This window comes from Pseudomonas sp. BBP2017, assembly GCF_003024385.1.
Lineage (GTDB): Bacteria > Pseudomonadota > Gammaproteobacteria > Pseudomonadales > Pseudomonadaceae > Aquipseudomonas.
Window position 1 is genome coordinate 21370 of the sequence record NZ_PVZN01000028.1, and the last position, 15051, is coordinate 36420.

The following is a 15051-nucleotide window of genomic DNA, read 5'->3' on the forward strand; positions in this document are numbered from 1 at the left end:
TTCACAAGGGATCAGCGGTGTACCCGATCGGCGTAGGTGCTGGCGAATCCTCCGATGCTTTGATCTCTGCGCAGACCGACGGGGTTCATGAGCCTGACCGGCATAGTTTCCTCGACCGCAAACAACGACTGGTCGGCCCGATACTGACCGGGGGTCATACCGAACCACCGGGTGCAGGCTTTATGGAAGCTGCTGTGATCATGAAAGCCGAGCAGATAAGTCACATGCTTCATATTGAAATGAGAATGGCGCAAATAGAAATCGGCCAACTGCCGGCGCACATCATTCAGGACATCCTTGAATTGCGTGCCATCTTTCTCAAGGGCTCGTTGAAGCGTGCGCTTGCTGATGTTCAGTGCCGCCGCAATCGATTCCATATCACATTGCCCTTGCCCCTGGCTCAAGCGCTCGGTAATCAGCGCGCGAATCCTGCCAACAATAGCGAAGCCGGGCAACAGGTCCAACTGAGCCTCGGCAAAACTGTCATGGAGTATGGCCAGCGCCTCGTTGGCCGTACTCAAAGGACGCAGAAGCTCCTGGCCATCGAACAAGATGCTGTCATAAGCAGCCCCGAAACGCAGCGGACAGCCAAAAAGCCGCTGATGCTCCGAGGTTTCTTCAGGTTCGGGATAGGTAAACTCCACACTCAACGGTTGCGGCGACTTGTCACCCGCCAGCCAACGGAAGAAACCCAGCAGCGAAGCCAGTCCCGCATCCGTATATTGCCGGGGCTTGAACGAGCCACGTTGCTGATGATCAAGCGCGGCAAGACGGTAATTCTGCTGCTCCTGGACGAAGAAAAGGCTGAATCCGGTACTGATCAACGGACTGAAACGAACCATACGTTCGAGCGCCCTTTTCAGATTCGAACTGGACATCATCGTGTAGCCCACGATCTGAAAACTGCCGGGGTGGAAATTCCCGTAGGCTTTCAAACCGATGTTCGGATCATCCGAGGCCTGAGCGGCCAGCTCCCATAAACGGTAGATGACGCTTCGCTCGCAGAATACTCCCGGTTTGTTCACGAGCGTGACATCAAGTCCAGCCTCCTCGCACAGACTGGCAAAATCCAGCCCTTGAGCCAAAAGCGTATTCGCCAGCACCCTGGCATAACCAGAACTCATACTGTACATGGTGTCCTCGATGACCTGTGGAACCGAACATCCTGTCTAGAGCCAATTTTTACCAGCGCTGAACATATTTCAACCATGTTGCACTAATACTATCCATTCAGTTTCAAGTATTGATCCAGGTCCAGGTTCTCCTCATTTTTTTGCCAGACGGCCAAAACGCTGCGTGGCACCGTTGGACACCAATCCGTCACCTACAAACACTTCCGTAGCGCCCGCCGATATCGAACAATCGCCTCTCCTGCAGCGCAAAAAAGGAAGTAGAAGTATGGAGTCGCGTAGTCGTATTGCAGTGGTAACGGGTGGCATGGGTGGCATCGGTACAGCAATCAGCCAACGCCTGTACAAGGATGGATTCAAGGTAGTCGTGGTCTGCAGCGCCAACTCCAGCCGCAAGAATGACTGGCTGACGACCCAGCTGGAGGCGGGTTATCACTTCGAGTGCGTCGAAACCGATATCACCGACTGGGAATCGACCCGCACAGCCTTCGAACGGGTGCGCGAACACTTCGGCCCGATCGATGTGCTGGTCAACAACGCCGGCATCACTCGCGACGCCTCCTTCCGCAAGCTCACCCCGCAAGACTGGAACACCGTGATCGGGACCAACCTGACCGGCTTGTTCAACACCACCAAGCAGGTCATTGAAGGCATGCTGTCCAAGGGCTGGGGGCGGATCATCAACATCTCTTCGATCAATGGCCAGCGCGGCCAGTTCGGTCAGACCAACTACTCCGCCGCCAAAGCCGGCATCCATGGTTTCACCATGGCACTGGCCCGGGAAGTTTCCGGCAAGGGCGTAACCGTCAATACCGTTTCCCCTGGCTACATCCAGACCTCTATGACTGCAGTAATACGCCCGGACATTCTCGAAGGCATGATCGCGGCAACACCGGTTGGTCGCCTTGGCCAACCCGAAGAGATCGCCTCAATCGTGGCCTGGCTGGCCTCCGATGAGTCCGCCTACAGCACCGGTGCCGACTTCTCGGTAAACGGCGGCATGAATATGCAGTAACCCCAACCAGGGCATTCATGCCCTGGTTTGTTCGACGAACTTTGTCATTTCAATGAGGTCTCGCATGAACGAAGTCGTAATCGTTGCCGCTACTCGTACCGCCATTGGCAGTTTCCAGGGTGCTTTGTCTGCAATTCCCGCGACCGAACTGGGCGCCGCAGTGATTCGCCGCTTGCTGGAGCAGACGGGTATCGATGCCGCTCAAATTGATGAAGTGATCCTCGGCCAAGTACTCACTGCCGGCGCTGGGCAAAACCCGGCACGCCAGACAGCGATCAAGGCTGGCTTGCCGCATACCACGCCTGCCCTGACCCTGAACAAGGTCTGCGGCTCCGGTCTCAAGGCGGTCCATCTCGCCGTCCAGGCAATCCGTTGCGGCGACGCGGAACTGGTGATCGCTGGCGGTCAGGAAAATATGAGCCTGGCCCCCTATGTTCTGCCCAAGGCACGCACCGGCCTGCGCATGGGGCATGCACAACTGCAAGACAGCATGATCCAGGATGGCCTTTGGGATGCCTTCAACGACTACCACATGGGCGTCACCGCCGAGAATCTGGTGCACAAGTACGAGATCTCGCGGGAAGCACAGGATGCCTTCTCTGCCGCCTCGCAACAGAAGGCCGCTGCAGCCATTGAGGGCGGGCGTTTCCACAGCGAAATCACGCCGATTCTGATACCTCAGCGCAAGGGCGAACCGCTGGTCTTCGACACCGACGAACAGCCGCGTATCGACAGCACTGCGCAAGCCTTGGCGAAACTCAAACCGGCATTCCAGAAAGACGGCAGCGTGACTGCCGGCAACGCCTCGACCCTCAACGATGGTGCTGCCGTGCTGTTGCTGGCCAGCGCTGCTAAAGCACAAGCGCTGGGCCTTCCGGTACTGGCACGCATCAAAGCCTATGCCAGCGCCGGTGTGGATCCCTCGATCATGGGCATCGGCCCGGTCCCGGCTACCCGTCTGACCCTGCAAAAGGCCGGCTGGAGCATCGAGGACCTGGACCTGATCGAAGCCAATGAAGCCTTCGCTGCCCAGTCGCTGGCGGTTGGCAAAGAGTTGGGCTGGGACACCAGCAAAGTCAACGTCAACGGCGGCGCGATCGCCCTTGGCCATCCGATCGGCGCGTCAGGGGCTCGGATCCTGGTGTCGCTGGTACACGAATTGATCCGTCGCGACGGCAAAAAGGGTCTGGCAACCTTGTGCATCGGTGGCGGACAAGGCGTCGGCCTGGCCATCGAGCGCTAACCAACGGCATCCGGTAGCCAATGCGCGGACTTGAGGCGCTTGTCCGCGCATCACATTGGCGTCAAACAATGCAGCCCGCATTCCAGCTGTAGCCACACCGGAGTCCGGTAAAGCGCGGCTTTTTTTCTGCCCGGCTCATCTACACGGACGAGGAACTTTATGGACAACAACGCGCATACATTCAAGACATATTGGTCAGGCCAGGTTCCGTTCATCGCATCCTTTGCCGTGCAACAATTACGCCTTTGGGTCAGCACTAACCCCTGGTTTTCCGGGCATGAGCATGGCGCCTGGTTCGACCTGCCTCGCGAAACCCTGGACAGCCTTCAAGCGGACTATCAGCTTCAATGGGGCCAACTCGGCCAAAAACTGCTGACCGGCCAACCCTTCAGCTTCGACGATCGACGTTTCGCCAGCGGCAACTGGAACGAGCCGTGGTTCGGCTCCATCGCTGCGTTTTACCTGCTCAACTCCAGCTTTCTCCTGAAATTGCTCGACAAGCTGCTGATCAAAGAAAAGAAACCGCGCGAACGCCTGCGCTATCTGGTGGAGCAAGCCATTGCCGCCAGTGCACCGAGCAATTTTCTGGCCAGCAACCCTGATGCGCTGCAGCGTGCGGTCGAGACTCAAGGTGCCAGCCTGCTCACAGGTTTGGCGCATCTGGCCAGCGACATGAACGAAGGCAAAATGCGCCAGTGCGACAGCGCTGCCTTCAAGGTCGGCGTCGACCTGGCCAACACCCCTGGCGAAGTGGTCTTTGAGAATAACCTCTTCCAGCTCATCCAGTACTACCCGCAAAGCGAAACCCAGTACCGACACCCGGTATTCGTCGTACCGCCGTCGATCAACAAGTACTACATCCTTGATTTGCGCCCGGACAACTCGGTGGTCCGCCACCTGCTGGAACAGGGGCATCCGGTATTCCTGATGTCCTGGCGCAACTTTGATCAGGAACACGCTGGCACAACCTGGGATGACCTGATTGAGCACGGGGTGATCAACGCGCTGCAAGTGACCCGCGAGATCAGTGGCGAGCAGCGACTCAATTGCGTGGGCTTCTGCATCGGCGGCACCTTGTTGAGCACGGCCCTGGCAGTACTTGCTGCACGCGGCGACCAAGCGATCGCCAGCGTGAGCCTGTTGACCACGTTCCTTGATTACCAGGATACCGGCCCCATCGACATCTTTGTCGACGAAGAACTGGTGGCCTATCGAGAGCGCACCATCGGCGGCAAGAATGGCCCCATCGGTCTGTTTCGTGGCGAAGACATGGGCAATACCTTTTCCCTGCTGCGCCCGAACGAACTGTGGTGGAACTACAACGTCGACAAATACCTCAAGGGGCAGAAGCCGATTCCGCTTGATCTGCTGTTCTGGAACAACGACAGCACCAACCTGCCGGGGCCGATGTACTGCTTTTATCTGCGCCACACCTATTTGCAGAATGATCTGAAGTCCGGGGAACTGGAGTGCTGTGGCGTGCGGATCGATCTGCGGGCCATCGATGCACCCGCCTATCTGCTGGCCACCCACGATGATCATATCGTGCCCTGGAAGAGCGCCTACGCCAGCACCGCACTGCTCTCGGGCCCCAAGCGCTTTGTGCTGGGCGCTTCCGGGCACATTGCCGGCGTTATCAATCCACCGGCCAGGCAGAAGCGTCATTACTGGACCAACAATCGGGTCACGAAAAACCCGGAGACCTGGTTCAAGAATGCCGAGCAGCATCCCGGTAGCTGGTGGAATGACTGGTTCAACTGGCTGGCCGGACACTCCGGTGAACGCCAACCTGCAGTTACGCACCTCGGGAGTGACAAATTCCAGCCTCTGGAACCGGCGCCTGGCAGTTATGTAAAGCAATGAAAGACTGCTGCGGTTCAGAGCGCGACACTTTCTGGCACGTGACGCTCGACTTCATGGATGCCTGGTCTTGCGCGGCACCGTTGGCACAACATTTGTCTGGGTACAAGGAGAGACGACCCATGAGCACCCCGCTCCGCATCAACGAAGCACTTTTGATTGCCGGCCACGCATTCGAACCTTTTCAATGCGTCGCCTGGGCTGCGCAAGACGGTAATGGCGAACTGAGCCTGAGCGTCATCGACCGGAGCAACACTCGTATTTGTCGCAAACAGATTCCAAGCAGTGCCTGTTCCGACCCGGCGCAACTGGAAAGCCTGCTGGAAGAGGTGCGCGCCGAGTTGGGCCAGAAGGGCTACACGCTGCAATCCTGGACAATGCCAGCGTAAGCATTCTCGCGGGCGGAGGGCTAACCAGGCAAAGGCGGGGTGAGCTGCTCGGCGCCATCGATCGACTGGCCGCAAAGCACTGAGGCGTCCAGGGTACGGGCCAAAATATGGGCTGGATTTTTTTCAGAAACGCAGAAACGAAAGAGCCCTGAATAATCAGGGCTCTTTCGTCTAAATGTGGCGGTGAAGAAGGGATTCGAACCCTTGATACAGTTTCCTGTATACACACTTTCCAGGCGTGCTCCTTCAGCCACTCGGACACTTCACCGTTTCTCTTCAAGCTATTCAGCCTGTCGAGGCGCGCTAATGTAGTCGAAACAGGTTCTGATGGCAAAGGTTTTTTTCAGAATTTTCATGCGCTTAAGCCAATCCAGGAAAAAACCCGGGCGCACAGGGCAAAGTCGCCAATCTCTGGAGTGCTTCGGCAGCCCATAACCCTCCACCCCCAACTTGCGCGGTAAAGCGGCCCAGAGCTGACCGGCCGGTCAGTCACAGCGCTTTACCTCGCTGCCCAGCCTGAGTAACGTCTGCCCCACTCTCCCTTTAGGAACTGTGTCATGAGTGAGCTGATTACCTACCACCTCGAAGACGGCATCGCGACCCTGACCCTGAACAACGGCAAGGTCAACGCCATCTCGCCAGACGTCATTGCCGCCTTCAATGCCGCCCTGGACCAGGCCGTGCAGGATCGTGCAGTGGTAATCATCACCGGTCAGCCAGGCATTCTTTCCGGCGGCTATGACCTCAAGGTGATGACCGCCGGCCCGAAAGAAGCGGTCAGCCTGGTCACCGCCGGTTCCACCCTGGCCCGGCGCATGCTGTCGCACCCGTTCCCGATCATTGTCGCCTGCCCAGGTCATGCCGTGGCCAAAGGCGCATTCCTGCTGCTGTCGGCCGACTATCGCATCGGTGTCGAAGGCCCTTTCAGCATCGGCCTGAACGAAGTACAGATCGGTATGACCATGCACCACGCCGGTATCGAGCTGGCCCGTGACCGCCTGCGCCGCTCGGCCTTCCATCGCTCGGTGATCAATGCCGAGATGTTCGACCCGGTCAGCGCCGTGGATGCTGGCTTCCTCGACAAAGTGGTGCCGGTCGAACAGCTGCAGGAAACCGCGTTGGCGGCGGCGCGTCAGTTGAAGAAGATCAATATGAATGCGCACAAACACACCAAGCTCAAAGTGCGCAAGGCGCTGCTCGACACCCTCGACGACGCAATCATTCGCGACCAGGAACACCTGGGCTGACCCCTACCAAGGCCTGATTGCGTTTACTTACACAATCAGGCCGTTATGACCGCATTGAGCGTTTGCCCGCGCAAGTGCACACCCGTACACTGCGCCGCGTTTGCTTATGTGAGTCGTATGATGCTTTTTCTTACACGCATGTTCCTGTTGGGACTGCATTTTGTTCTTATCGGTATTGTCGGTGTATTGATCGGTCTGTGTCGGCCCTTCAACCCGGATAACAGCCGCATTTATGCACGTCTGTACGGGCTGCCCGGCACCTGGCTGATGCGCCTGGACGTCAAAGCCGAGGTCGGCCCGCTGTTCGATCAGCCGCCTGGCTGCGTGATCGTCGCCAACCACCAATCCAACCATGACCTGTTTGTCCTCGGCCACGTGGTGCCGCCGCGTACCGTGTGCATCGGCAAAAAAAGCCTGAAATGGATACCGCTGTTCGGCCAGCTGTTCTGGCTGGGCGGTAATGTGCTGATTGACCGCGGCAACGCCTACCATGCTCGCTGTGCCATGCAGACCACCACGCGCACCCTGCGCGAAGACAACACCTCGATTTGGGTATTCCCTGAAGGCACACGCAACGCCGCTGCGCAGTTGGCGCCATTCAAGAAAGGCGCCTTCCACATGGCGGTCGAAGCCGGTGTACCGATCGTGCCAGTGTGTGTCAGCCGTTATACCCAGCGCCTGGGTCTGAACAGTTGGCGCCGCAGCAAAGTCATCATCCGTTCGCTGCCGCCAATCGCTACCAGCGGCCTGACCCAGCAGGACGTACCGGCCCTGGCCGAGCAATGCCAGGCCCAAATGCAGCGCTGTATTGACTTGATGGAAGCTGAGCTGCAACAGGCCTGAATGGTTGCTCAATTCTGCGTGGCGGCCCAAGCTACTGGCACGGTCATCAGAAGAAGCGAACCAGCATGGGACGAGTCGTTGCGGCGGCGGTGTACAGCGCCGGCAGAAAAGTCACCAATATCAGTATCGATGAAGGCAGCCAATGGGCCAGTAAACCCGGGCACTTCGTCTGGATCGGCCTGGAAGAGCCCAATGCCCAGGAGCTGGCCAACCTGCAATGCCAGTTCAACCTGCATGAACTGGCCATTGAAGATGCCCTGGAAAAACACAGCCGGCCGAAGCTGGAAACCTTCGGCGACGCGCTGTTCATCGTCACTTACTCGCCGGTGCGCCATGAAGGCAAACTGGAGTTCATCGAAACGCACATCTTTGCCGGTAACGGCTACATCATTACCTGCCGCAATGGCCACTCCAAATCCTACGCCCTGGTCCGCCAGCGCTGCGAAGCACGACCATTACTGCTGGAGCATGGCGAAGATTTCGTGCTCTACGCCCTGCTCGACTTCGTCACCGAGAACTACCAACCGGTCAGCGAAGCCATCCACGGCGAGATCGAAGAGCTGGAACAGAGCGTGCTCAGCAACTCGCTCCAGGAAGACGACATTCGCCGCCTGCACAGCCTGCGCCGCGACATTCTGCGCCTGCGCCGCTACGTAGCGCCGATGGTCGAGATCAGCGAAGAACTGCAGCGCCTGACCTTCCCCTTCATCGACAAGAACATGCGCCCGTACTTTCGTGATGTGCAGATTCATGTGACCCGGCAGATGGAAGACCTGGCCGGGATCCGTGACATCGCCAGCCAGACCATCGAAATCGGCATGTTGCTGGAGTCATCACGCCAGAGCATCGTGCAACGCAAGTTCGCCGCCTGGGCGGCGATCCTGGCGTTTCCCACCGCAGTGGCGGGCATCTACGGGATGAACTTTCAGAACATGCCGGAGCTGAGCTGGCATTACGGCTACTTCGCCGTGCTCGGCGGCATCGCCGTGGGTTGCACGGCGCTGTTTGCCAGCTTCAAGCGCTCAGGCTGGCTTTAAGCCGCAACCTCAGGTCGAAGTGCCCTGGGGTTTGTGGGCGACGAAACGCATCATCCATTCGGCAACCGTGCTGCCCTGGTGCTCATGCGCCAGGCTGTCGATGCCTTTGCGGTAGAGCTCTTGACCGAGCTTGTCCTGGCGCAGCTCAAGCAGCGCTCGCGAATAGTCGTGGATAAACTCCGGGTGCCCCTGGAAGCACAGCACCTGATCACCAATGTGGTAAGCGGCGTTTGGACAGAAATCGCTTGAGGCAATCACGGTTGCGTTTTCCGGGAGGCGGGTAACCTGATCCTGGTGGCTGATCAACAGGGTCAGCTCCTCGACCTGCGGACTCATCCACGGCGCCTTGGCATTCATGACATAGCGATGGGTGCCCACCCCCCAGCCCTGCATCGAACGCTCGCTCTTGCCGCCCAACAGTAACGCCAGCAGTTGATGGCCGAAACACACCCCCAGCAATTTGTCGCCGCGCTGATAACGATCCAGCAAAAACGTCTTGAGCTTTTCGATCCATGGATCATCACCGAACGAGTCGGCCTTGCTGCCAGTCACCAGGTAGGCATCGAATACCTGGTCATCATCGGGGTATTCGCCGTTTACCACGTTATACACGCGAAATTCGGCGGCGATCGGCTGGCGGCTGAACAGTTGCTCGAACATCCGTCCGTAGCCCTGATACTGCCCGATCAGCTCGGGTCGCAGGACGTCGGTTTCCAGGATGCAGATGCGTAACGACATAAAAATAGTCCTGAACGACAAAAGGCGGGATTGCCCCCTAGAGCCTGCCCCGAATAAGGCTTGCAGGCAAGTAGGATGCACTGACGAACGGTCACCTCAAGTGGATCCAGGTACAGAACCATTGCAAGCGTCTAGCAAGGGGAATAGTTGCCAGATGGCATAAGGCCTCATAACCAAAAAACACATTAAAGAATATAGAAATACGAAAGCGTTCTAAAATACAGCTGACGTTGACCCTAAGGTTAGCTGTATACCCATCAGCAAAGGTTCGCGTCTGAACGTCAAACCGCGTTACCCATGTTTGCCGGATCGACGACAAGGAAGCCATTGGGCACTCAGGAATAACAACAAGAAGGCGGTCAGCCATGTTCAAACAATCCAAAGTACGTCAAGCCGGGCTCATTCTCTTCGCCACGACATTGCTGTTGATCCTGCCGAACCTGTCACGCCTGTTCGGCTGAACCTCACTATGGCCCTCTACGGCCCTGCACAGGTACTCTGCCAGCCTTGATTCGCTGGAGATTGTCTATGCGCCGTTGCCTCGCCCTGTTGTCGACCCTGCTCTGCCTGCCCCTGCAGGCGGCGCAGCTGACCCTGGAACTGGGCAACACCAGCCGCCACTGGCAAAGCGCCGAACTGCTGGCCCATCCCCAGGCCGAGGATATCCGCATCGACAACGATGTCTCCTACAAGAAAACCATGCACTACCGCGCCGTGCCATTGGCGGCCCTACTTGAAGGCATAGCGCCAGAGGATCACCTGCAAGCCGTGGCCGATGACGGCTTTGCCGCCGAGATGCCCGCAGCGCCGTTGCTCAAGAATGGCCCAGCCCGCGCCTGGCTGGCCATCGAAGACCCAGCCAGGCCCTGGCCCCCGCTGGGCGTCGGCAAACACAGCGCCGGGCCGTTCTATCTGGTCTGGACGGCCCCTCAAGCCGGAGGTATCAGCCCGGAGCAGTGGCCTTTCCAGGTCGCCAGCATTCGGCGCCTGGCACCGGTCGCCACGCGTTTTCCGGCGCTGCTCCCGAATGCGCAGCTGGCCAGTGACGACCCGGTCAACCTCGGCTTCGCACTGTTCCAGAAAAACTGCCTGGCCTGCCATCGCCTCAACGGCGCGGGTGACGCCCAGTTCGGCCCGGATCTGAACCTGCCGCACAACCCCACCGAGTACTTCCAGCCGGCCTTCCTGCGCCGCTACATTCGGGATCCGCAGAGCCTGCGCCAGTGGCCTCAGGCGAAGATGCCCGGTTTCACCAGCACCGTGCTCAGCGACCCGGAACTCGATGCCCTGCTCGCTTACCTCACGCACATGGCGACCCGCAAACAGCCTTGATCTTCATTGTTGTTGAGCACTGAACCCCGGCGTCACCAGGACCTTGGCGTGCATCTGCTCGAAACCGCCACCCCGGCGCATGCCGCGCACCGGGCACGCATCGAGGTAATCCAGGCCGACGGCAAGTTTCAGGTGGCGCTCGGGTCTGGCCAACTGATTGGTCACATCGAAGCTGTACCAGCCATCGTCCAGCCAGGCTTCGGCCCAGGCATGGCTGGCCATCTGCTGGCTTTGACTGTCGAACAAATAGCCTGAGACGTACCGCGCTGGCACCCCCAGGCTGCGCACGCACGCCAGGAACGCATGGGCGTGGTCCTGGCAGACCCCCGCACCGCCAGCAAAGGACTGGGCGGCGCTGGTGTCCACCGCCGTACTGCCAGGCCGGTAGGCCATGCGCTGGTTTAGCGCGTTCATCAAGTCGATCAGCGCCGAACGGTTGCGCCGCTTGCGGCATTGCTGGCTGGCAAAGGCGCGCAAAGCCTCATCGGCCTCGGTCAGACGGGTGAAACGCAAGAAGGGCAACGGCGATTGTGCGTCGTGCTCAGCTTCGCGGCTTTCGTCGATCTCCACCAGCCCACGGGCGCCGATGAGCAGGTCCGAATGTGGCTCTTCCAGGCTCAATACGTGAAGAATGTTGCCAAACGGGTCCAGTTGCGCGCGCACCGGGCGCGGCAGGTCCAGCTGCCAGGCGAGGATGTGCTGGCGCTCGCTGTCATGCGGCGTCAGACGCAGATACTGGATGCTGGCACGTACTTGGTCTTCATAGTGGTAGGCGGTTTCATGGCTAATGGTCAGTCTCATACTGCCTCCAGGTAAGCGCTGTGGATGGCATTGCCCAACTGGCGCACCAGCGGGATGTAGTGGGTCAACCAAGGGTGCAGGCCTTCGGCGAGAATCTCGTCGATGCCGGTGTAGCGCAGCCGCGCATCCACCTCGGCGGCCAGGCGCTGGGCGGCCCGACCGTTGCTGCCTGGCAGGCTGGCGAGAATCAGATCGATCTCTTCAGTACAGGCGCGCAATGAACGCGGCACATCCGCACGCAGCAGCAACAGTTCGGCAACATGACGGGCTGCCGGGGCGTCACGATAGATCTCGGTGTAGGCCTCAAACGAAGACAATGCCCGCAGCAAAGCACTCCACTGGTAGTAACCGCGGGCCGAACTGTCGCTGACCGCCTCGGCCTCTTCGCCGAGCATTTCGTAGCGCGCATCCAGCAGGCGCAGGGTGTTGTCGGCGCGCTCGATGAAGGTGCCCAGGCGGATAAAGCGGAAGGCGTCATTGCGCATGATGGTGCCGTAGGTGGCGCCGCGGAACAGGTGCGAACGCTCCTTGACCCACTCACAGAAACGGCTCATGCCATAGCGCCCCAGACCCTGCTCGGCAATGCCGCGGATCTCAAGCCAGGTGGCGTTGATGTTTTCCCACATATCCGCGGTTATCCGCCCACGTACCGCATGGGCACTGGCACGTGCCGCACCCAGGCAGCTGTAGATGCTCGCCGGATTGTCCGGGTCGAGGGCAAAGAAGTGCAGCAGGCGCTCGGCATGCAACTGGCCGTGGCGCTCCAGGTAGTCTTCGAGGGTGCCAGTGATCAGCAGAGGGATGGCCATTTCATCCAGACCATCGCCACGCCCGTCCTGGGGCATCAGAGACAGCGAATAGCTGACGTCGAGCATCCGCGCAAGGTTTTCCGCGCGCTCCAGATAGCGCGACATCCAGTACAAATCTGAGGCAGTTCTACTCAACATGGCTTAATCCTCGACCACCCAGGTGTCCTTGGTTCCACCGCCCTGGGAGGAGTTGACCACCAGCGAACCTTCGCGCAACGCAACCCGGGTCAGGCCACCGGGCACCACACGGGTTTCCCGGCCGGACAGTACGAACGGACGCAAATCGATGTGCCGCGGGGCGATGCCGTTTTCGACAAAGGTCGGACAGGTCGACAGCGACAGGGTCGGCTGGGCGATGTAAGCCGCAGGGCGCGCCTTGATCCGCGCGGCGAAGGCGTCGATTTCGGCACGGGTCGCGGCCGGCCCGACCAGCATGCCGTAGCCACCCGAGCCCTGGGTTTCCTTGACCACCAGCTCTGGCAGATGCGCCAGCACATGGGACAACTCCTGCGGCTTGCGGCACTGCCAGGTGGGCACATTCTTGAGGATCGGCTCTTCGTCCAGGTAGAAGCGAATCATGTCGGTGACATAGGGGTAGATCGACTTGTCGTCAGCCACGCCAGTGCCGATGGCATTGGCCAGCACCACATTACCGCAACGGTAGGCCGACAACAGCCCGGGAACGCCGAGCATCGAATCGGGGTTGAACGCCAAGGGATCGAGGAACGCGTCATCCAGCCGCCGATAGATCACGTCCACCGCCTTCGGACCGCCGGTGGTGCGCATGTATACGCGTTCATCACGTACGAACAGATCAGCCCCTTCGACCAGCTCAACGCCCATTTCCCTGGCCAGAAAGGCGTGTTCGAAGAACGCGCTGTTAAACCGGCCCGGCGTCAGCACGACGACGCTGGGGTTATCCAGCGGGCTGGCGCTTTTCAGCGTATCGAGCAACAGGTTGGGATAGTGATCGATCGGGGCGATGCGCTGGGCCGCGAACAGCTCGGGAAACAGACGCATCATCATCTTGCGGTCTTCGAGCATGTAGCTGACGCCACTGGGGGTGCGCAAATTGTCTTCGAGCACGTAATAGCTGCCGTCACTGTCGCGTACCAGATCGACCCCGGAGATATGCGCATAGAGATCACGGTGCAGGTCCAGCCCTTGCATCGCCAGTTGGTACTGTTCGTTGGCCAGCACCTGCTCTGCTGGAATGATCCCGGCGCGAATAATCCGCTGCCCGTGGTAAAGGTCGGCCAGGAACAGGTTCAGGGCCTTGACCCGCTGGATACAGCCGCGCTCGACCATCCGCCATTCACTGGCCGGAATGCTGCGTGGAATGGTGTCGAAGGGGATCAGGCGCTCAGTGCCCTGCTCGTCGCCATAGAGGGTGAAGGTGATACCGGCGCGATGGAACAGCAGATCGGCCTCGCGCCGACGTTGCGCCAGCAACTCTGCTGGAGTGTCGGCCAACCAACGGGCGAACTCCCGGTAGTGCGGACGGACCTGGCCGTCTGCGCTGTACATCTCATCGTAAAAGGTGCGGATCATGCCGAACTCCTTGTCACCCGTGCACCAGAGCCTTCGCAAGCACCGTGCCAGCGGCATAATCCCTTTGTTTTCAATAGGTTGTATTTTCAAAGACGAGCGGTTGCACCAGATGTGTGCAACCGCTGCGGCTGCTTTGCACTCAACGCTTCATTGCGAAGCGTGGTTCAGGCCAGCGGGCGTTCCTGTTTCACGCCCCAGCCTTCGATTTCACCGCCCAACGGGGCTATTACGGCTTCGAAATCCTGCTCGAATTCACCGATACCGCCGTAGGTGGCATACATCACCTTGCTCAGTTCCAGGTTCCAGGCGCCATCATCACGCTCATGTACCTGGGCGCTTAACGATTCTCCGCGAAACTGTCCCGCTGCCCGTCTTGCCCGCGCCTCATCAGGGAAAACCGCATAGAACTCAATGGGATGAATCTGGGCAAAATTGAAGCCGCCCTCTTTCATCTGGCGTAATACCGCGCTGCTGATGTCCTCGTATTGGCTGCTCATGAATCGTCCTCCTAACTACCGATGGATAGACTTTCAGTGCAAAACGCACTTGCCCGCCACACAAGCTGTGCGGGGGGGCAATTCGAGCTGATGCATGACGTGGATCGGCAAGCCCGGGCGATCACAAAAATCGGCCCGACCTTGATTGCAGCGTAGTGCCAAGTTGACAGCTGCGCCAGAAGACTGCGGATTCAGGGCATTTGCGTAATCATTGATGCTCAGGTGAATCGGCCCTACTTGCCGTTGACCATGTATAGCAAGAGGTTGTTCAGCCGCCGATTTGCAGCGGCATAAAAAAGGTTCTTCACGGAATGCCCGGGTACTATGATCCTTGGGTTGGGTTGGGTTGGGTTGGGATTTGAGGCTGCGAGCTTATCCATTCAATGTGGCGCCGCTGCCGGCCCCTTCCGCCCTTACGGCGGGTCCCTTTTGTCTTGGTGTATGGACCGGAGACATGGTGGACAGGTGTACGGGGACATGGTTGACACTTTTCGGCAAGCAAACCTGCCGGGAATTCGACCATGCCTTGGAACGCGAGAGACGCCATGAGCTTGAGAGA

Annotated in this window: 14 protein-coding genes and 1 tRNA gene; 8 read left to right on the forward strand and 7 right to left on the reverse strand. The window is 59.1% G+C overall.

From position 1 onward, the window contains the following. Nucleotides 1-11: 11 nt before the first annotated feature. Nucleotides 12-1133, reverse strand: a complete 1122-nt coding sequence (locus C6382_RS22935; protein ID WP_107026600.1) for an AraC family transcriptional regulator — start codon at nt 1131-1133, stop codon at nt 12-14. A gap of 265 nt (nt 1134-1398) precedes the next feature. Between C6382_RS22935 and phbB the strand changes: the two genes are divergently transcribed. From phbB to C6382_RS22955, 4 genes are all read left to right on the forward strand, one after another. Continuing rightward, entirely contained in the window at nt 1399-2145 is a 747-nt protein-coding gene (phbB, locus tag C6382_RS22940; RefSeq protein WP_107026601.1) for an acetoacetyl-CoA reductase, read from the forward strand. A 64-nt stretch (nt 2146-2209) separates the two neighbouring features. Continuing rightward, nucleotides 2210-3388 carry an acetyl-CoA C-acetyltransferase gene (locus C6382_RS22945; RefSeq protein WP_107026602.1) on the forward strand — a complete coding sequence of 393 codons (1179 nt, stop codon included), beginning with the start codon at nt 2210-2212 and terminating at the stop codon, nt 3386-3388. A 159-nt stretch (nt 3389-3547) separates the two neighbouring features. Continuing rightward, a complete protein-coding gene (phaC, locus tag C6382_RS22950) occupies nt 3548-5251 on the forward strand; it encodes a class I poly(R)-hydroxyalkanoic acid synthase (RefSeq protein WP_107026603.1) in 1704 nt (567 codons plus the stop codon). 119 nt (nt 5252-5370) lie between these two features. After that, complete coding sequence (locus tag C6382_RS22955) at nt 5371-5637, forward strand: hypothetical protein (RefSeq protein ID WP_107026604.1); 267 nt, start codon at nt 5371-5373, stop codon at nt 5635-5637. 178 nt (nt 5638-5815) lie between these two features. Here the strand turns inward: C6382_RS22955 and C6382_RS22960 are convergent. Continuing rightward, a tRNA-Ser gene (locus C6382_RS22960) sits at nt 5816-5905 on the reverse strand. 289 nt (nt 5906-6194) lie between these two features. On the opposite strand from C6382_RS22960, the gene C6382_RS22965 reads away from it, so the two are divergent. The 3 genes from C6382_RS22965 (at nt 6195) to C6382_RS22975 (ending at nt 8764) form a co-directional block, all read left to right on the forward strand. Then, nucleotides 6195-6884, forward strand: a complete 690-nt coding sequence (locus C6382_RS22965) for a crotonase/enoyl-CoA hydratase family protein (protein ID WP_107026605.1) — start codon at nt 6195-6197, stop codon at nt 6882-6884. Nucleotides 6885-7004: 120 nt separating this feature from the next. Next, nucleotides 7005-7727: a 1-acyl-sn-glycerol-3-phosphate acyltransferase gene (locus C6382_RS22970; RefSeq protein ID WP_107026613.1), complete on the forward strand. Its 723-nt coding sequence runs from the start codon at nt 7005-7007 to the stop codon at nt 7725-7727. A gap of 65 nt (nt 7728-7792) precedes the next feature. After that, nucleotides 7793-8764, forward strand: a complete 972-nt coding sequence (locus C6382_RS22975) for a magnesium and cobalt transport protein CorA (RefSeq protein WP_107026606.1) — start codon at nt 7793-7795, stop codon at nt 8762-8764. Nucleotides 8765-8773: 9 nt separating this feature from the next. Here the strand turns inward: C6382_RS22975 and C6382_RS22980 are convergent, their stop codons facing one another. Further along, nucleotides 8774-9502: an amidotransferase gene (locus tag C6382_RS22980; RefSeq protein ID WP_107026607.1), complete on the reverse strand. Its 729-nt coding sequence runs from the start codon at nt 9500-9502 to the stop codon at nt 8774-8776. A 528-nt stretch (nt 9503-10030) separates the two neighbouring features. Here C6382_RS22980 and C6382_RS22985 point away from each other — a divergent pair. Then, on the forward strand, nt 10031-10834 hold the full coding sequence (locus C6382_RS22985; RefSeq protein ID WP_107026608.1) for a cytochrome c: 804 nt from the start codon (nt 10031-10033) through the stop codon (nt 10832-10834). Between the two features lie 3 nt (nt 10835-10837). Here the strand turns inward: C6382_RS22985 and C6382_RS22990 are convergent, their stop codons facing one another. The 4 genes from C6382_RS22990 to C6382_RS23005 all read right to left on the reverse strand — a co-directional run bounded on the left by C6382_RS22990 (nt 10838) and on the right by C6382_RS23005 (nt 14492). Next, the gene (locus tag C6382_RS22990; RefSeq protein WP_107026609.1) at nt 10838-11635 is read right to left on the reverse strand and encodes a transglutaminase family protein; all 798 of its coding nucleotides are present in this window, start codon (nt 11633-11635) and stop codon (nt 10838-10840) included. Beyond that, nucleotides 11632-12582, reverse strand: coding sequence for an alpha-E domain-containing protein (locus C6382_RS22995; protein ID WP_107026610.1), 951 nt, complete (start codon nt 12580-12582; stop codon nt 11632-11634). The genes C6382_RS22990 and C6382_RS22995 overlap by 4 nt, the downstream gene beginning before the upstream one ends. 3 nt (nt 12583-12585) lie before the next feature. After that, the gene (locus tag C6382_RS23000; protein WP_107026611.1) at nt 12586-13995 is read right to left on the reverse strand and encodes a circularly permuted type 2 ATP-grasp protein; all 1410 of its coding nucleotides are present in this window, start codon (nt 13993-13995) and stop codon (nt 12586-12588) included. A gap of 164 nt (nt 13996-14159) precedes the next feature. Beyond that, on the reverse strand, nt 14160-14492 hold the full coding sequence (locus C6382_RS23005) for a ribonuclease E inhibitor RraB (RefSeq protein WP_107026612.1): 333 nt from the start codon (nt 14490-14492) through the stop codon (nt 14160-14162). Nucleotides 14493-15051: the final 559 nt, after the last annotated feature.